This is a genomic window from Vibrio sp. 1751 (assembly GCF_033339895.1).
In the GTDB taxonomy this organism is placed as follows: Bacteria; Pseudomonadota; Gammaproteobacteria; order Enterobacterales; family Vibrionaceae; genus Vibrio; species Vibrio alginolyticus.
Map to the genome: position 1 here is coordinate 59,196 of NZ_JAWOVM010000013.1, position 17,629 is coordinate 76,824.

The 17,629-nt window shown below is 46.1% G+C and carries 17 protein-coding genes; 15 read left to right on the top strand and 2 right to left on the bottom strand.

The features are described from left to right. Nucleotide 1 precedes the first annotated feature (1 nt). Genes flgC through R7041_RS07285 form a run of 11 tightly spaced genes read left to right on the top strand, consistent with a single transcriptional unit; the run spans nt 2 to nt 9,627 of the window. Nucleotides 2–436 (top strand): flagellar basal body rod protein FlgC, encoded by a 435-nt coding sequence (gene flgC / locus R7041_RS07235; protein ID WP_005374012.1) that lies wholly within the window; start codon nt 2–4, stop codon nt 434–436. Further along, entirely contained in the window at nt 436–1,119 is a 684-nt protein-coding gene (flgD, locus tag R7041_RS07240) for a flagellar hook assembly protein FlgD (RefSeq protein WP_005384410.1), read from the top strand. The genes flgC and flgD overlap by 1 nt, the downstream gene beginning before the upstream one ends. 27 nt (nt 1,120–1,146) lie before the next feature. Beyond that, a complete protein-coding gene (gene flgE, locus R7041_RS07245; protein WP_005374010.1) occupies nt 1,147–2,343 on the top strand; it encodes a flagellar hook protein FlgE in 1,197 nt (398 codons plus the stop codon). Nucleotides 2,344–2,355: 12 nt separating this feature from the next. Further along, nucleotides 2,356–3,087, top strand: a complete 732-nt coding sequence (flgF, locus tag R7041_RS07250) for a flagellar basal-body rod protein FlgF (RefSeq protein WP_064369422.1) — start codon at nt 2,356–2,358, stop codon at nt 3,085–3,087. Nucleotides 3,088–3,111: 24 nt separating this feature from the next. Beyond that, nucleotides 3,112–3,897 (top strand): flagellar basal-body rod protein FlgG, encoded by a 786-nt coding sequence (gene flgG, locus R7041_RS07255; RefSeq protein WP_005374008.1) that lies wholly within the window; start codon nt 3,112–3,114, stop codon nt 3,895–3,897. Between the two features lie 32 nt (nt 3,898–3,929). Beyond that, on the top strand, nt 3,930–4,601 hold the full coding sequence (gene flgH, locus R7041_RS07260) for a flagellar basal body L-ring protein FlgH (RefSeq protein WP_017635111.1): 672 nt from the start codon (nt 3,930–3,932) through the stop codon (nt 4,599–4,601). After that, nucleotides 4,586–5,722, top strand: a complete 1,137-nt coding sequence (locus R7041_RS07265) for a flagellar basal body P-ring protein FlgI (RefSeq protein ID WP_086026720.1) — start codon at nt 4,586–4,588, stop codon at nt 5,720–5,722. Before flgH ends, R7041_RS07265 begins: the two co-directional genes overlap by 16 nt. A gap of 10 nt (nt 5,723–5,732) precedes the next feature. Further along, entirely contained in the window at nt 5,733–6,281 is a 549-nt protein-coding gene (locus R7041_RS07270; RefSeq protein ID WP_005374002.1) for a rod-binding protein, read from the top strand. Continuing rightward, nucleotides 6,282–7,655: a flagellar hook-associated protein FlgK gene (flgK, locus tag R7041_RS07275; RefSeq protein WP_005374000.1), complete on the top strand. Its 1,374-nt coding sequence runs from the start codon at nt 6,282–6,284 to the stop codon at nt 7,653–7,655. A gap of 13 nt (nt 7,656–7,668) precedes the next feature. Next, a complete protein-coding gene (flgL, locus tag R7041_RS07280; protein WP_005373998.1) occupies nt 7,669–8,568 on the top strand; it encodes a flagellar hook-associated protein FlgL in 900 nt (299 codons plus the stop codon). A gap of 18 nt (nt 8,569–8,586) precedes the next feature. After that, nucleotides 8,587–9,627, top strand: coding sequence for a flagellin (locus R7041_RS07285; RefSeq protein ID WP_005373996.1), 1,041 nt, complete (start codon nt 8,587–8,589; stop codon nt 9,625–9,627). An 88-nt stretch (nt 9,628–9,715) separates the two neighbouring features. Here the strand turns inward: R7041_RS07285 and R7041_RS07290 are convergent, their stop codons facing one another. Beyond that, the gene (locus R7041_RS07290; protein ID WP_373920993.1) at nt 9,716–12,379 is read right to left on the bottom strand and encodes a DUF2339 domain-containing protein; all 2,664 of its coding nucleotides are present in this window, start codon (nt 12,377–12,379) and stop codon (nt 9,716–9,718) included. 440 nt (nt 12,380–12,819) lie between these two features. On the opposite strand from R7041_RS07290, the gene R7041_RS07295 reads away from it, so the two are divergent. From R7041_RS07295 to R7041_RS07310, 4 genes are all read left to right on the top strand, one after another. Continuing rightward, complete coding sequence (locus R7041_RS07295) at nt 12,820–14,619, top strand: cation:proton antiporter (protein WP_064369420.1); 1,800 nt, start codon at nt 12,820–12,822, stop codon at nt 14,617–14,619. 238 nt (nt 14,620–14,857) lie between these two features. Beyond that, on the top strand, nt 14,858–15,877 hold the full coding sequence (gene fni / locus R7041_RS07300; RefSeq protein ID WP_206949448.1) for a type 2 isopentenyl-diphosphate Delta-isomerase: 1,020 nt from the start codon (nt 14,858–14,860) through the stop codon (nt 15,875–15,877). A gap of 194 nt (nt 15,878–16,071) precedes the next feature. Continuing rightward, entirely contained in the window at nt 16,072–16,335 is a 264-nt protein-coding gene (locus R7041_RS07305; protein ID WP_005373992.1) for a DUF3012 domain-containing protein, read from the top strand. 252 nt (nt 16,336–16,587) lie between these two features. Further along, on the top strand, nt 16,588–16,986 hold the full coding sequence (locus R7041_RS07310; protein ID WP_005388696.1) for a GFA family protein: 399 nt from the start codon (nt 16,588–16,590) through the stop codon (nt 16,984–16,986). A gap of 93 nt (nt 16,987–17,079) precedes the next feature. On the opposite strand, the gene R7041_RS07315 is transcribed toward R7041_RS07310, so the two are convergent. Further along, nucleotides 17,080–17,430: a rhodanese-like domain-containing protein gene (locus tag R7041_RS07315; protein ID WP_025768015.1), complete on the bottom strand. Its 351-nt coding sequence runs from the start codon at nt 17,428–17,430 to the stop codon at nt 17,080–17,082. Nucleotides 17,431–17,629: the final 199 nt, after the last annotated feature.

The window sequence follows — 17,629 nt, forward strand, 5'->3', positions numbered from 1 at the left end:
TATGTCATTCACTGATATTTACTCGATCACTGGTTCCGCGATGACAGCACAAACTGTGCGTCTTAATACGGTAGCCAGTAACTTAGCAAACGCAGATGCAGTATCTGCAAATCCAGAAGATGCTTATAAAGCGCTTAAGCCAGTATTTGCGACTGTGTACCAAAAAACGCAAATGACAACAGAAAATGGAGCTTATCCCAATGCAGAAGTTCGCATTGTTGACGTTGTTAAAAATGCTGGAGATGCAGAGAAGCGTTTTGAGCCGAACAACCCACTGGCTAATGATGAAGGCTATGTGTTTTACCCAGATATTGATGTAGTTGCTGAAATGGCAGACATGATGTCCGCAACACGCAGCTTCGAAACGAATGTTGAAGTATTAGCCAATGTAAAAAGTATGCAGCAAGGTCTGCTTAGATTAGGGCAGGGCAGCTAATGAGTATTGCACAATACACCCCTTTATCGTCTGACGCTCCAGTAAATACAAAAGCAAAAGACAGCAACGGTATCTCACCAAACCCTAAAGACATGAACAGCGCTTCTTCATTGGAGAATGAGTTTATTTCTTTGATGGTGGCTCAAATTCAAAACCAAGACCCACTTAATCCCCTTGATGGTACGGAATACGTTGGTCAATTGGCTCAGTTCTCGCAGGTACAAAGTACCGAGAATATGTCTAAGACAATGCAACAGAGCATGGTGTTACTGGACAACATGCAAGTGCTATCAACAGCGGGCCTTGTTGGGCAAACGGTTTACGTCAATGCGGATGAATTTCAGCTTGGTGAAGACGTACAAAACGGAAAAATCGAACTCGCTCATAGCTCAAACCAAGTCACGTTAGTTGTTAAAGATGAATTTGGTCAATCAACTAAAGTGCCACTAGGTGCTCACGGCAAAGGTGACGTCGACTTTTCAATTAATCCTGAAGAACTTGGTCTTAAACCAGGCAAATACTCAGTGGCCGTAGAAGTGCAAGAAGGGCAAGCAAGTCCAAATGTGCTGATGGCAGGCACTGTTGAGCAAGTGCGCATTCCTAATACCGGTGGCGCAGCATTAGTCAATGTCCATGGCGTTGGCAACGTTCCTTTCTATCAAATCACTCAGTTTGGTGCTTAACCAAATACGGAAATCAGAGGTCTATTTATGAGTTTTAACATCGCACTAAGTGGTCTGGACGCGACCAACACAGAGCTAAACACAATCAGTCACAACATTGCCAACGCATCAACGTATGGTTTTAAAGGTGGCCGCACAGAATTCTCCGCTGTATATAACGGCATGCAACCTGGTGGTGTGGAAGTCGCGTCAATTTCACAGAACTTCGACAAAGACGGCAGTATCACAGGAACTGGCCGTGCGATGGACCTAGCTATTAATGGCGGTGGCTTTTTTGTTACTAAAGATAATATGGGTCAAATGTTGTACACACGTTCAGGTGTGTTCTCAACGGATAAGAACAACTTTGTTACGGCTAACAGCGGTGCAAAGCTTCAAGGTTACAGTGTCGATAGCAACAACAACCTAATGACAGGCTCTGTGGGTAATATTCAGGTATCGACTTCCTCGCTGAATGCTAAAGCAACAGACAGCTTAGATTTTGTTGCGAACTTCGACGCAAGCGCGTCTGTTATTGATAAAGCCGTAACGCCATTCAATCCAAAAGATCCAAGCTCATTTAACTCGTCTTACACAACAAAAGTCTACGACTCATTGGGTAACTCGCACACGGTAACTCAGTACTTTACTAAGACTGCTTCTAACTCGTGGGAAGTGAACGTTCAAGTAGATGGCGGTACGACGCCAGTAGCAACTGTGCCTGTAACGTTTGGTAAAGACGGCTCGCTTTCAGCACCAACTGCGCCGTTTAATGTTTCATTCCCTGCAGCAGGCGCGAACGCGATGAGTGTAGACATTAACCTGAAAGGCAGCACGCAATTTGGTGCAGCTTTTGGCGTAAGTACTAATAGCCCTAACGGTTACACATCAGGTGAACTTGCAGGTGTACGCGTTGAAGGTAACGGCATGGTTTACGCGACTTACACTAACGGCCAATCACAGCTACAAGGTCAGGTTGTTCTTGCTGATTTTGCAAACACACAAGGCTTAGCGAAAGTGAGTGGAACATCATGGACTCAAAGCTTTAGCTCAGGTGCTCCAATTATGGGTGTTCCGGGTTCAGGTACGATGGGTGACCTAACTCCGGGTGCATTAGAAGGTTCTAACGTTGACTTAACCAGCGAGCTTGTTGCTCTAATGACTGCACAACGCAACTACCAAGCAAACGCAAAGACAATTTCTACCAGCGACAAGCTTACTCAAGCTTTGTTTAACGCGGTGTAATGGGAGTTTTGCATGGATAGTTTGTTATTTACGGCAACGTCGGGTGCCAGCCGAGTTCTTAAAGCGCAGCACGTTCGTTCAAACAACTTATCAAATGCTGATACTGCGGGTTTTCGAGCGGATATGGAGCGTGTGCGTAGTGTAGAGATGCAAGGCCCAGGTTTTGATGGTCGCACTATGGTTGTGACCAACTCTGCCTCAACACGTTTCGACGCTGGCGATATTGTGAAAACAGGACGTCCGTTGGACGTTGCGGTTATGGGGGAGGGATATCTCTCTGTAGAAACCCCAGCGGGTAACGAAGCTTACACCCGTGCAGGCAATATTCAGGTCGATACTTTTGGCGCTCTAACAATCAATGGGTTCCCTGTCCTCGGTGAAAATGGTCCTTTGGTTGTGCCGGATTATCAAAAGATTGAAATCAGCGAGCGTGGTCAAGTCTCAGTGATCCCACCAGGTGGCGGCGCAGAAATTGTGGCAGGCACTTTGAAGTTGGTTAAACCGGAAATTAATCAACTGCAAAAAGAGAGCGATAGCTTGCTGCACAGCGTAGATGGCGTGCCATTCGCGGCAGATGAAACCGTGCAACTCTCTCCTGAGCACATTGAGGGCAGTAACGTATCTGCTATTGATGAATTGGTTAGTGTGATGTCGCTGACGCGTAACTTTGAAATGCAAGTTCGCATGATGAAAACGGCGGAAACTCTAGCAAAAGCTGGTAACAAATTAATGGCGGCGAGCTAAGTCTCGCCCCGCAAGGAGTAAAAAATGCATTCAGCATTATGGGTAAGTAAGACAGGCATGGCAGCGCAAGACACGAAGATGACTGCCATTTCTAACAACCTAGCAAACGTAAACACGGTTGGCTTTAAGCGTGACCGAGTCGTATTTGAAGATCTTTTCTACAGCATTCAGCGTCAACCAGGCGCTCAAGTAGACCAAGTTAACGAACTACCAAGTGGTATTCAGCTAGGTAGCGGTGTTCGCGTTGTTGGCACACAAAAAGTGTTCACGCAAGGTAATACCCAAAACACAACGCAAGAGTTGGATCTTGCTGTAATGGGTCAGGGTTTCTTCCAAATAGAAAACTCGGACGGACAGATCATGTATACACGTAATGGTCAGTTCCATCGAAACTCAGAAGGCTTAATGGTGAACAGTCAGGGCCTGCCTTTAGAGCCTCAAATCCAGATCCCTGACAATGCGGTCTCTTTCTCTGTGGGTGTTGATGGCACCGTGACTACAACAACAGCAGACGATCCAACACCTCAGCAGCTTGGTCAAATTACACTTGCAAAATTCATCAATCCAGCCGGCTTAGAGGCCATGGGTGGCAACTTATTCCGTGAAACGGAAGCCAGCGGTCCAGCTGATGAGCTGATTGCAGGAGCTGATGGTGCCGGCATTATCAAGCAAGGTGCACTGGAAGGGTCAAACGTACAAGTAGTAGAAGAGATGGTCGACATGATCACCACTCAACGTGCGTATGAGATGAATGCGAAAGTGGTCTCTGCTGCAGATGACATGCTGAAGTTTGTTTCGCAATCAATGTAAGTATGAAATTGGTGATGATGAAGGAAAAAGCAATGAAATGGCTTTCTAAGAGTTGGGCAGTAGCCGCCGTGTTGCTGGTGGGATGTGCTGGCCGTCAGGAATTTATTCCGCCTGAGCCGAATGCTGAGGAATATGCACCACCAACGCTCGATTACACGCTGCCGGAAACCCAATCTGGTAGCCTTTATCGTCACCAATACACGATGACCCTGTTTCAGGATCGTCGTGCTTACCGAGTTGGCGATGTATTAACGGTTCAACTATCAGAAGAAACCTCATCGAGTAAAAATGCGGGTACTAAGTTCGGTAAAAGTTCAGCAATTAACTTTGTGGCGCCGACCATAGGCACGAAAACTATCGATGAGTTAGGGGTTAGCGTGGATGGCAAACGTAACTTCGATGGCAGTGCATCAAGTTCACAAGGCAACAAGCTTCAAGGTGCCATTACGGTAACGGTACACGAAGTATTACCTAATGGCGTATTGCGTATCAGCGGTGAAAAATGGCTTCGTCTTAATCAAGGCGACGAGTTTATTCGTCTAACCGGTATCGTCCGTGTGGATGATATTAACCGCAGTAACCAAGTTTCTTCTCAACGAATTGCTGATGCAAGAATTACCTACGCAGGTCGCGGAGCGCTAGCTGACAGCAACGCAGCCGGGTGGCTAACTCAGTTCTTCAACAGCCCATGGGTACCTTTCTAATGAAGACAATGCAATCTTTCTTTATGTCTCTCCTATTGGTGTTGACCTTGGGACTACCAGGCACTTCACGTGCTGAAGCGGAAATTCCGATCATGGACTTGGTCGATGTTCGCGGCATTCGAGAAAACCAACTGGTTGGTTATGGTTTGGTGGTTGGCTTAGCCGGCCAAGGTGACCGAAACCAAGTGAAATTTACCTCTCAATCTATTACCAACATGCTACGTCAGTTTGGGGTTCAAATTGATGACAGTATGAACCCTAAGCTACGAAATGTGGCTTCTGTGAGTGTGACAGCGTCCGTTGATCCAATGGCAGGCCCAGGACAAACGTTGGATGTGGTTGTGTCTTCAATCGGTGATGCAAAGAGCCTTCGCGGTGGTACGTTATTGCTAACGCCTTTACGTGGTATTGATGGCGAAGTGTACGCGATTGCGCAAGGCAACGTGGTTGTGGGGGGCTTATCTGCAGAGGGGCGAAGTGGCTCCAAAGTAGAAGTAAACACACCAACGGCGGGTCGCGTTCCGAATGGTGCGACTTTAGAGAGAGAAATCAAAACCGATTTCAACCAACGTGATGAAATCACCCTAAACCTGCGCAAGCCTAGCTTCACTACAGCAAAAAATATTGCGCGTGAAATTAACAACACTTTTGGACCTAACGTTGCAGTTGCGATCAATAAAGCGCGCATTGATATGCGTGCACCAAAAGATACACAGCAGCGTGTCGTCATGATGTCGATGCTTGAAGAAATGAGCGTTGTTGAAGGCCGTAAACCTGCTCGTATTGTCTTTAACTCTCGCACTGGCACCGTGGTGATCGGTAAGAGTGTCAAAGTGAGTGAAGCAGCAGTAAGTCACGGTAACTTAACCGTGCGAATTTCTGAATCACAACAAGTTAGTCAGCCTAATGCGTTTGCAAATGGCGATACGAAAGTCGTTAACCAAACGGATCTTGATGTGAATGAAGATCTCGCTCAGATGGTGATTTGGCCTCCAGGCACGGAACTTAACACCATAGTTAATGCGGTAAATAGTTTAGGTGCCACGCCTACAGACTTGATGTCTATCCTGCAAGCTTTGAGTGAAGCGGGTGCATTGAACGCTGAATTGGTCGTGATATAAGGAGTTAAGGATGAAGCTAGACAGTACCAATGAACAAACTCAGTTAAATTCGATGCTTTATCACGACAATAGTGCATTGGCTAACATCAAGCATAGTCGTGATCAAGAAGGCGCACTTGAAGTCGTCGCAGGTCAATTTGAGGCAATGTTCCTACAAATGGTGTTACGCCAAATGCGCAGCAGTAGTGATGCTCTTGCTGATAAAGACAGCCCGTTCGCCAGTCAGCAACAAGGGGTATTCCGTGATATGTATGACGGTCAGCTGGCGATGGAACTAGCAAAGAAACAGAGCTCAGGCATTGCCAATATGCTCATCCAGCAGCTGAGCCCGTCTATGCGTGAGGTTGCTTTCGATGCTGCGCGCAACATCTCATCCGCTAACGATGGTAAAGCTTCGAATTCTGAATCTATCTCACAAGTAGATTCTAAAGAGGTGGAGAAGAATTCAAGCCTATTTAATACCGCTTCTCAAGCCGTCGCCTCTGTTAAACAGGTATTCGGTGAGGCCGGTATGACTACCGCGTTTTCTCAGCCGTTGATCAGAAAAATGGAGCTGTAAATGAACCTAGTTAATATTGCCCTTTCAGGTTTAGGCGCGAACCGTGTGGCCCTAGACGTAACCGCGCAAAACGTGGCAAACGTGAATACCGTGGGTTACAGTCGTCAACAAGCGTTGATGGCGTCTGTCGATGATGGTAAAGCCAATCGCTTAAGTCCAGGTTTAGGGGTAGAAGTCACTAGCATTCGCCGCGTTACTGATCAATTTCTGATTAAGCAAACGTGGTCGACTAACAGTATGGCGGCATACGCATCTGGATACACCAGTAACATGAGTCAGCTGGAGAATACGCTTGGTGCCGATGGTTTCAGTATATCGGCTGGCTTGGACTCGCTAAACGCTGCGCTTAACGATGCGACCGTTAAGCCGGAATCCATACCTTACCGCCAGCAGATCATTAACGAATCTGAAGCTTTGGCCCGCCGCTTTAATACGCTTACCGAGTCTTTATACAATCAACATAAAGACATGAGCGACCAACGTAATGCAGCGCTTAACCACGCGAATAGCCTTATGGAAAATATCGCGAAGGTGAACAAGCAACTGGTAGAGATGCAAGGTACAGGTGGTAATCCATCACAGTTAATGGATGAACGAGATAGGTTAATCGGTGAGTTATCTCAAACCATTGAAATCAAAACAACACAGCAGCATGACGGCAGTGTTCAGGTCACACTAACCTCTGGTCAACCGCTTGTGATGGGTACGGACCATGGCAAACTGGAAGCCATTCCTGACCCGAGTGATCCTTACTTAGCGGACTTACACGTCACGTTCTCGAATCAAAGCTTTGCGATTGGTGACTCGCTTGGTGGCAAATTAGGTGCGATTAATGACTATCAAACCGAAGTGTTGAAACCAAACCAACTGGCTCTGAATGACATGGCGAAAGCTCTCGCGGATGAATACAACGCCGTGCTTGCAACTGGCAAAGACTTAAATGGCAACCCAGGTAAACCTTTGTTCAGCTATGACCCAGCAAACCCTGCAGCCAGTTTGGATATTACCAAGCTAACTCCAGATGAGCTTGCGTTCTCAAGTGATGGAACACCTGGTAACGCAGATGCGTTGCAATCATTGATCGAGTTAAGCAACAAGCCAGTGGCGGTATCAGGTTACGGCTCAGTAAGCTTGAACGATGCCTTTAGTTCAATGGTGGGTCAAACCGCAATTAAAGCACGCCAAGCTAATGCTGATTATCAAGCGAAGTTAGCCATGAACAAGCAAGCGCACGCAGCTCGCGATAATGTTAGTTCCGTAAACAGCGATGAAGAAGCGGCTAACCTAATGATGTTTGCTAATGCGCACAATGCCAACATGAAAGTGATCAGCACAGCAAATCAACTGCTCGATTCTATTCTGCAGTTATTCTAAGAGGAAAGTTTAGATGCGAATTAGTGACAATCAATTTAGTCAAATGATGTTGCACAGCTTGCAGAGCAATAGCGCGGGATTAGGCGAAGCTTTGCAACAGATGTCTACTGGCAAGCGCTTAACCAAGCTGTCTGACGATCCAATGGCTTCGATCAAGTTGCTTAACTTAGACCGAGAAACCAGTGCGATTGCTCAGTACAAAAACAACATTGAAAACGTAAAAACGACGCTATCGAGTCAAGAAACCCATTTAGATTCGATCAAAGAAAGCTTAAAAAGCATGCGAGACATCGCGCTTTGGGGTGCGAACGGCTCTCTTACTGACGAAAGTCGTGGCGGTATGATTACAGAGCTTAAGAGTTACCGTGATTCTATTGAGTCGTCTTTTAACGCGCAGGATGAAGAAGGGCACTACCTTTTCTCTGGTACTAAAACGGATACTGCGGCTGTAAGTAAAGCGAGCGGCAGCTACGTAATTGAAGGTAATAGTGACAAGCGCGTAGTAACAATTGCTAAAGGTGTCACGATGGATTCCAATATGACTGCAAAAGAAATATTGGACCTTGGGGGAGGCCATAACGTGCTTAACCAAATTGATGCGCTGATCAAAGAGTTTGAGAGCCCTACCGCCAACTTCAGAGCTGAAGTTGAGGCGAGTATCAGCGCTATCGACGATACTTTTTCAAACGTACTAGGGACCATGACTGAGATTGGTGGTCGACACAACAACTTAGATCTTGTTGGTGGCGCGCACAGTGAAAACAAGCTGTTCGTTGACAAAGTATCTGGAGACCTCTCTGCTCTGGACTATGGTGAAGCGTCGGTACGATTGAGTAATTACATGGCCGCTTTGCAAGCAACGCAAGCAAGCTATGTGAAGATCGATGGTTTGTCGCTGTTTGACCGTTTATAAGGTTAGGAAGTTCTTTTTATGGTAATGAGTACAGTAGAGGTTAGACCCCATAGCATACGCTTAGGTGGACAAGAACAAGCCTCTATCATGCCGACCCGTTCTGCAGACTCAAGTACGGCAATTAAACCGCGCCCGGCGCAAATTCAGGCTGACACTGCGTCAGCCTACTCTGTATCTGGTATTCAGCTTACGCAGGGTCAGCAGCAAGCCACGGCGGTTCAGATCGCGTCCAAATCGCTGCAGGTGATTGGCAAAGAGCTCACGCAAATTAAACGTGGTTTGACGCAAGCTATTAATCAAGGCGTACAAAATGTTCCTGGTTTGCAGGATACATTGGTTCGTTCTAAAGCCACCATCCAAAAAGTCGTTGAGCAAGCACGTTTCGATGGCCAGAAAGTCCTAAATAACGAACTGCATTTAAAACTGGATAAAGCGGATATTCGTCGCTTTTCTATTCCAGGTTTGAATGTTCATCGCTTAAGCGACAAGGCCGAGCAAATCCGTTTGGATTTTCCTCAAGGTCAAGCGGTGATGATTCAGTTTGATGGACAATCAGACGGTGAGCGAACGGTCAAAATGCTGGATCGCAGCTTGATTGCGTTAGGAATGCGAGCCTCATTAGCCGATGATGGCAGCATTTTATTTGAAGCCAGAGACAACGCTTATCAACAAATGCAGCAAAAGGTGATGGTAACGGGGGAAGGGCACCGCTTCCCTGCGGGACAGCCTAACGTTTTGAACTTAAAGTCTGAGCCAGATGGTATTGCGGAGCTCGGGTTTGATCTAGGCTCACGCGACGGCATCAAGCAGACGATTGCCAAAGTAAATCAGCATCTGAAACAAGTTCAAACGAGCTTGCAGGAAGCGAAAGCTTTTCATGGTGAACTGAATACTCAAATGCGTTCTATCCAAACCAAAACCGCACAGCTTTCAGTCAATGAAGTGAATGCAAAACTGGATGGATTCATGCAAAAGTCTGGCGAGTTTACTTCGACTTTTCAGGCATTGAATGCGCAAGCAAACGTGCGTCGTCATACCGTGGTCGCTTTACTGAAGTAACGAACACTCCAATGATTCCCGGCTTTACACTGTTATCGTCCCCCAATAACGAAAACAGCGCACTGTCGGGAATCTCTCTTTGACTCGTCTAGGGCTCGAGTGCTTTTGCCACCGAACGATTCAATTTCTGGAATAGCCATCCAAGTGCTATCAAAGATGCACCTAAGCCTAAGAAGCTTATTGCTCGCCAGAACCCATCCAGAGAGCTCACATCCCATAAGAATACTTTCAGTGCGACACCGGCAAGGACCACTAGACCGACACGCTGCATCATCAGCCCCTGTTGGGTCACGCCGCGCCAAGTCAGCAATCCACCTACGAGCAAGCCAGCCACTGAATAACTGAACAACTCTGCCATGCTGGTTGGCTGATACAGCATCATCGATGTGGTTTGCCAGAATTGACGGATAGACATCCCCAACCAAATGGCTGCAAGTAAAAAGCCTAGACTAGCAATCGCAAATCGATGAACTTGCAACGTATTCCAGCGCTTAAACGTTGCGATAAGCAGGATGCAAGCTGGTAACAGCCAGCCGATACTCAGCATGTTAAAGATGGGAAGTGCTTGTGCCGAGACGTTATCAGTCACCAACGGCGATTCTGCCGTATTAAGCAAAATAATCAATATAGCGAACGCGCACCAAAGCAAGTAACTATAGATTTCGTAGATACGGCTTAAGCGTTGCGCAAATTGGCTGCGGTAGCTGTATACCAAACCCATAACTAATGCTTGATTGGCAAAGACTGCCGCACTTGTGAAGTCGATGTGCCCCAAGTAACCATATTGCCCCGTTAACCAGTAGTTAGTTTGGGTGAACAATGCCATTAAGAATACATGTAAAAACGCCCCTTCAAACCAGTTGGTCAGTTCTCGGTCCACTTGTTTTAGTGTTGAACGAGCATAAGACAAGATGAAGAGAGAAGGCATATAACTCACAAGAACCCAAGCCCAATGCCCAGCTTCTACCGGTTGCCATTCGGGGATGAAAGGTAGCAGCGTGAGTCGGATAACCAGTATTCCCATTGTCACTTTAATCGCCCAACTCGCAGGTCGAAATAACCCGACTTGAGCCTGTAAGGCCATTATCGCAACTTGTATTGAGATTGCTGTTGTTAACCAAGTATCGCTCAACCAAACAAAAGCAATACCTATGATTAAAGCATGCATAACGGCAGAGCATTCTAATGCCAACGAACGTGCACGCTGACCAAGCACAACGTAGTAAGTGGCCATCAATGCGCAGAATGCAGTCCAATACCACAGGTAGCCCTGCATAAATTCGTCAATATAAAACAACGTAATTAAGCTCATCGCGGGAGCCAGTACCAGCAGAAGCAGCCCACTGAGTTGCGAACGGTCACTAAGTGATTGGCAATATGTTCGATAGCAGATCAGCGCAATACTCACCGCCAATGCGAATAGGATGCTAGCTTCTCGCTCTACCATATACAGCGCATCAAAAGCGATGGTAAGAACTATCAGCGCGGTTGCTGAGACGAGTATGGATGGCAAAAATACACGTAATGACCAGCCTGTACGAAGTGCTGGTAGCCAGATGCTCGCAACAAGCAGCGTATAACAGTACGCCATTTGTAGAGTGTTCAGCTCCGGCATTCTGGTGACGGCAGAAAAGGTCAATAAAGCAGTTGCGAGAGCGGTAGCGGTCGGCGAGTTTGTCCACTTGCTTTGATAGTGACGAAAGCGAGGATTGAGCATCCAACCCATTCTCGGAACCGCGAAAATGAGATACAAAGTGATGGAGAGATAAATCGCGAGCCACGAGAACAACCGTTCTGTTGGTACACTCTCAATCAACAGCAACATCCAAATGACATGTGGAATCGCGATACTTGGCGTAATCCATGCCCTACGCACTTTTTGCATCAATAAGGTCGCCGCGAACGAAATTGCGCAGATGTATCCGGCTAACAAGAAGTAGTTGGGTTCATTACCCCCAATCCACAGTGGTGCTGTGTAGCCACCAATTAAGCCAAGCACGGCCATTAACGGCCCTTGTCGCAATGATAATGCTAAACTGAAAAATGCCGCTGAAGCCAAGATGATCAACGAGATACTCGGCGTTAGCATTTGATAAACCACAAAGGCAAAAATGACGGTGCAGTAAATGCCCGTTAATCCCGTACCGGTAACAGCAGCAGGAACATACGTAAAGCCTTGGGCTCGTGCTGCCCGTTGCGGATTCTGTTGTTCTTTACGGTGAAACCACTCGCCAACAAGCACCATAAGTAATGAGATCACAAAGGCAAAGGACACTCGCATAAATGGCGAAAACTGGATGTGACTACCAATCACCTGTACGAGATAACCTCCACCGATCAGCATGGCCAATGCGCCTACCCAAACCAACCAATTTTCTTGAATGTTGCTAAGCAGGCTCTGAACTTTACTCTGAAGGAATGACTCATTTTCTTGACTAAAAACATCCAGTTGCACTTCTCTTATCTGGGCGTACCCTTGATTCGCAGCGCTCTGGTCCAAGTCTAGGTTGGCAGCTGGATCATGTTCCCCAGAGGATGAGACATTTTTCTGTGGTGATTCTATGTGAGGTGACGCCGCTACAGATGGTGTGTCTTTTTCGATGCTGGATTGTTGGTGCGCTTGTTGGTTTGAGCCCCCATGGACACTGGCTCGTAGTGATGTGACTTCCTCACGAAGTTTGGTTAGTTCTTTTTCTAAAAGTGCAGCTCGGTTGGCGGCTTTCACTCCGATGAGGATGGCGAGACACGCCATGAACAGTGCTAGTATTACGTACAATCCATTTCTCCTTGCGTACGTCGCGTGACCCACGATTCTTAACTTTGAGCACTTACGCTAAAGCTTAGTTCATGCTCTATGCCTTAGCCTCATATAGTGCTAGGTTCCGCGCTTTCTTTAGAAATCATTCTACATAATGAAACTCAATGCGTAATGATGAATTCGACAAAGTGGCACACTTGTGTGCCACTTTAAGACCTGATGAACAAAAATGAGTCGTTAAGTCATTGGGGGTCAACTATATTCATAGTTCTGATGCGATCGCCAAATGACTTCAAACATGTGCGTTTCGTAGCGATGTCATCGAAGGTCAGTCGTTTGATTTGCACGTTCGGTAGTTTCTATCTGACCGTAAGGCTGAATGTATTCGGGTATAGCGCATTCACGCGAAAAAAGACAAAAACAGGTAATTATTGATGCAAGTGGGTAATGAAGCGCTGGTGCTGTCAGCGGTTGGGGTTATTGGTTTAGGTTGCCAATGGTTAGCTTGGCGATTGCGTTTGCCAGCGATCTTATTTTTGTTGTTGGCAGGGCTGATCGTTGGGCCATTTATGCAGTGGTTAAACCCTGATGAGATATTAGGTAATTTGCTCTTTCCGTTGGTTTCTTTAGCGGTGGCAGTGATTTTATTTGAAGGCAGTTTGACCTTAAACTTTAAAGAAATTCGTGGCGTGAGTGGTTCGGTATGGAGCATTGTTTCCATCGGGGCGATCATTTCGTGGGCGGCGACCAGTATCGCAACACACTATTTCCTCGGCTTTACTTGGGAGCTTGCCATGTTGTTCGGCAGCTTAACCGTAGTAACAGGGCCGACGGTCATCGTGCCACTTCTACGAACCGTAAGACCTAACAGTACGCTTGCTAACATTTTGCGATGGGAAGGGATTTTGATTGACCCGCTCGGTGCGCTTTTTGTTGTGATGGTTTACGAGTTTATCGTATCTCACAGCGCGATAAATAGCGTCGAAGTGTTTGGGACGATCATTGCTGTCGGCGTCATGCTAGGTGCGGCCTCAGGCTATGCAGTTGCGACGATCATGCGTCGTTCTTGGCTACCGGAATATTTGCAGCCATTTGCGGTTTTGATGGTGGTTCTAGGTGTATTTTCGGTCTCTAACCACATTGAGTCTGAAGCTGGGTTACTAACCGTCACCGTAATGGGTATGTGGCTCGCAAACGCTAAAGACATCAATATTCAGCAAATTCTGCATTTTAAAGAGCATTTAACCATTTTACTGATCACCGGATTGTTCATCTTCCTTGCGGCTCGAATCAGTCTGGATGATTTTGCTGCGCTAGGTAGCGGTGCGTTATTGTTGTTTGTATTTATGCAGTTAGTGTCGCGTCCGTTATCGATTTTTCTTTCAACCTTCCGCAGCAACTTGCGTCTCAAAGATAAGCTGTTTTTGTCTTGGGTTGCACCGCGCGGTATTGTTGCTGCTTCGATTTCGTCTCTTTTCGCGATCAAATTGACTGGATACGGCATTGATGAAGCGATTTTACTGGTCCCTATGACCTTCATGGTGATTATAGGAACGGTCGTGTTACAAAGTGCGACGGCACGTCCTGTAGCGCTGACGTTGGGCATCGCAGAGCCAGCACCACGCGGCTTCTTGTTGATTGGTGCTAACCGAGTAGCAAGAGAAATAGGGCAGGCGCTGGCGCGTTATGACCGTCGCGTATTAATGACTGACTCAAACTGGGAGTACATCAGTCAGGTTCGTATGTTGGGACTGGATTACTATTACGGCAACCCTATTTCTAGTCACGCGGACGACAACTTGAACTTGATAGGAATAGGTCAAGTGGTTGCATTAACGCCCGATCAGCATTTCAACATTATGGCTTGCATGCAATTCGTCGACGAGTTCGGGGAAGATAAAGTTCACTGCTTACAAAAAGTGAAAACCAACAGCAATGGCAGCGAGAAGCACTCCGTGGCTCAGGAGTACCATGGTAAATTGCTGATGGGCGGCAATGTAAGCTATACCCAGCTAGCCAGTATGTTAAGTCGTGGTGCAGAGGTTAAACACACGAAATTGAGCGATAACTTCACGTATCAAGATTATTTAGCGCATCACAAAGGTAGTTCAGTTGTACCGCTGTTCCATGTAGAAGAAAAAGGAAAAATTCAATTCTGTGATGATCCCGAACAGTTTGAACCAACGACGACAAGCACTGTTGTGTCGCTAATTCTGTCGGACAGCGTAAAGTAAACTACAGAGCAATGTGATCCATTTGCATCATGGGTATCGTACGCTGATTATCTCAATTTGAAGAGAAACTTGCCGGCTTGTTTAAAACGGAAAGCGAGTTTCTTTTCTTATAATGTCAGGGGCAGTCGAGACTCATTACTCGTTTCGGAAAAGTAATCCGGCAAATTCACAAAATTCGCATTGACGTTACTGATAAGGATCGCAATACTGCGCGACTGTTTTACTTTAGGGTGACATTATGGCTCCGCAAACTAACCGAAAAGATTTACACCTAGATGCTGTTTTACATCATGATATGAGCATGAAGCATAAAACGGCGGGTTTTGAGTCTGTCGAGTTTGAACACTGTGCGCTGCCAGAATGTGACTTTCACGCGATCGATTTATCGACAGAGTTTCTTGGTCATCAATTAGCGCTACCGTTTTTGATTAGCTCGATGACTGGCGGAGCAAAAGACGCAGAAACGATCAATTGTCGTCTAGCTGAAGCAGCAAGTGAATTAGGTATTGCCATGGGTGTGGGCTCGCAACGGATTAGCTTAGAAGAAAGTCAGCATTCGGGCTTGGGTAAAACCATTCGTGAGTTGGCGAAAGAAGTACCGTTGTATTCCAATCTTGGAGCCGCTCAATTGCTCGATAAAGGTAAACTCGATAATGCGCAACGTGCGGTTGAGGCGATTCAAGCAGATGCCTTGTTTGTGCACGTTAATCCAATGCAGGAAGCGTTTCAGAAAAATGGCGACCACAATTGGGTTGGTGTTTTCCAGGCAATTGAGATGCTTAAATCTCGCGTGAAGGTTCCTATCATTATCAAAGAAGTCGGTTTTGGTATTAGCGGACACGTTGCGCAGCGATTAATTGATGCTGGTGTGGATGCAATTGACGTTGCGGGCGCGGGTGGCACAAGCTGGAGTGCGGTTGAAGGGTATTGCCAAGATAATCCGAAAATGCAGCGTGCAGCCGAGCTTTTCCGCGATTGGGGTGTCCCTACAGCAACATGTTTGGCTCAAATCCGCGCACTGCATCCTACATTACCCTTGATCGCCTCGGGAGGTGTTCATAACGGACTTGAAGCGGCGAAAACCATTCATTTGGGTGCTAATCTCATTGGGCAAGCTGGTGCGGTATTAAAAGCTGCGACGATCAGCACGCAGTCTGTCGTCGATCACTTTGAACAAATGGCATTAGAGCTGCGTTTAGCGTGCTTTGGTACTGGCTCTTTTAAGGTTGGTGAGCTAACAAAAGCGCGCTGCCTATAGCTTTTAGAATGGCGCGCTTTACACAGAGTCGCTCAATAATTTTTCGGTGTCTTAACACGTAGACTGATAATTTCGTTATAGTTGATACAAAAGTCACTTCAGCTAGTGACGCCTTTATTCAGACACTTGAATGGGCATGTGTTGAAGAGATTGAGTTTAATTTTACTATTGTTTGCAACTGGAACCTTAAATTTATGAAAAAACTAGTCATGCTGATGTTGGCGGCTTCTGCTTTGACCGCTTGTAGTGATGAAGTGGGCACTGAAGGCTGGTGTAACGACATGCGCGATAAGCCAAAAACAGAATGGACAGCAGACAACGCGGTAGACTTTGCAAAGCATTGTGTTCTGCAAGATGGTGTCGGCAGCGAGCAATGGTGTGAAAACCTGAAAGATAAGCCGAAAGGTGACTGGACTGCAAACGAAGCGACCAGCTTTACTAAACACTGCATTTTTTAAGCACAGCGGAAAGCGCCTTTTCTGAGGCGACATTCTGTGAGGTAAACACCAAGCGTTATTGCTTGGTGTTTTTGTATCTAAAATAGCTCGATTTTTCACGTGTCGAGCGCACTTCCCTCTGAATGGAATGTTTTACATTTTCGTTTCATTTTTGAAAACCTGTATTGCCTGTCTTTAATTTTTCGTATTGCAGTGGCATGGTGTCGAGATAGCCATCTAATTCAATTAGATTCATAACAAAAAGGAATTCAAATGGAAGTACTAAAAGGCTCATGTCTGTGCGGCAAGGTAAAGTTGGAAGTGGCAGATGAATTTAAGTACATGGGAAATTGCCATTGCTCTGAATGCCGCAAGTTCACAGGTTCTGACTATTCATCTGCCGGTGGTATTGCGTTGGATAAACTGCTTATTATCCAAGGGAAAGAAGATATTCAAACTTATCAGAAAAGCGAAAATACCATGCTATGCTTTTGTCGCCACTGCGGATCAAGTCTGTATTCGAAAAAGAACAATGGGATCGTCAATATTCGCCTTGGTATCTTGGATGACACACCTTCTCACAAGCCTGATTTCCATATTTTTGTCGCGTCGAAAGCGCCGTGGCTCGAGATATCGGATAACCTGACTCAATTTGATGCAGGGCCAAAATAGAGTTGTTGTAGATAAGTATTTAGAAACAGAGCGCGTTACAATACGCTTGCGACGCGCTCTGTGCTTTTACTTTGTATATTAGAACGGAGACGACTATTTGGCGTCTTGTAGTTCTTCAAAGCCACCTGCATTGTGCAGATTCGTAAAGCCTTGCGATTGTAAGTATTGATACGCTTTGCCAGAGCGGTTACCACTGCGACAGTACAACACGATAGCTTGATCTTTATCGACGTCTTGAAAATGTTTATCAAGTTCAGATAAAGGGAAGTTGACGGCATTATCCAAATGCCCTTCAGAAAACTCTTGCGGCGTGCGCACATCGACAATCATCGCGCCCTCGTCAATCAATTGCCAACCTTGTTCAGCGCGTTCAGAAGCTGACACGTTGGGTGAGAGGAAGCCAACGCATAACGTTGCAAGAAATAGAGATACGGCCTTTTTCATTGTTTGATTATCCTTTTTAAGAGTACGTAACCACTCTAGATTTGATTGAGCATATTTTCCATCATAAAGAGATGCTAAGTGGTTGTGAATGCGATAATTCGATAGAAAATTTTATTTAATTTAATAAAAAATTTTTATCAAATTCACCTCTTGAACTCTCATTTTTCGACCTTATTATTTTCATCGAAAGCGAGCTGTC

Coding starts and splice junctions, on each gene's coding strand:
- R7041_RS07315 (WP_025768015.1), bottom strand. CDS start 17,430: ATGAAAAAGGCCGTATCTCTATTTCTTGCAACGTTATGCGTTGGCTTC.
- R7041_RS07265 (WP_086026720.1), top strand. CDS start 4,586: ATGGGTACCTTTCTAATGAAGACAATGCAATCTTTCTTTATGTCTCTC.
- flgK (WP_005374000.1), top strand. CDS start 6,282: ATGAACCTAGTTAATATTGCCCTTTCAGGTTTAGGCGCGAACCGTGTG.
- flgD (WP_005384410.1), top strand. CDS start 436: ATGAGTATTGCACAATACACCCCTTTATCGTCTGACGCTCCAGTAAAT.
- flgL (WP_005373998.1), top strand. CDS start 7,669: ATGCGAATTAGTGACAATCAATTTAGTCAAATGATGTTGCACAGCTTG.
- flgG (WP_005374008.1), top strand. CDS start 3,112: ATGCATTCAGCATTATGGGTAAGTAAGACAGGCATGGCAGCGCAAGAC.
- flgC (WP_005374012.1), top strand. CDS start 2: ATGTCATTCACTGATATTTACTCGATCACTGGTTCCGCGATGACAGCA.
- R7041_RS07295 (WP_064369420.1), top strand. CDS start 12,820: ATGCAAGTGGGTAATGAAGCGCTGGTGCTGTCAGCGGTTGGGGTTATT.
- R7041_RS07270 (WP_005374002.1), top strand. CDS start 5,733: ATGAAGCTAGACAGTACCAATGAACAAACTCAGTTAAATTCGATGCTT.
- fni (WP_206949448.1), top strand. CDS start 14,858: ATGGCTCCGCAAACTAACCGAAAAGATTTACACCTAGATGCTGTTTTA.
- flgE (WP_005374010.1), top strand. CDS start 1,147: ATGAGTTTTAACATCGCACTAAGTGGTCTGGACGCGACCAACACAGAG.
- flgF (WP_064369422.1), top strand. CDS start 2,356: ATGGATAGTTTGTTATTTACGGCAACGTCGGGTGCCAGCCGAGTTCTT.
- R7041_RS07310 (WP_005388696.1), top strand. CDS start 16,588: ATGGAAGTACTAAAAGGCTCATGTCTGTGCGGCAAGGTAAAGTTGGAA.
- flgH (WP_017635111.1), top strand. CDS start 3,930: ATGAAATGGCTTTCTAAGAGTTGGGCAGTAGCCGCCGTGTTGCTGGTG.
- R7041_RS07285 (WP_005373996.1), top strand. CDS start 8,587: ATGGTAATGAGTACAGTAGAGGTTAGACCCCATAGCATACGCTTAGGT.
- R7041_RS07290 (WP_373920993.1), bottom strand. CDS start 12,379: ATGGCGTGTCTCGCCATCCTCATCGGAGTGAAAGCCGCCAACCGAGCT.
- R7041_RS07305 (WP_005373992.1), top strand. CDS start 16,072: ATGAAAAAACTAGTCATGCTGATGTTGGCGGCTTCTGCTTTGACCGCT.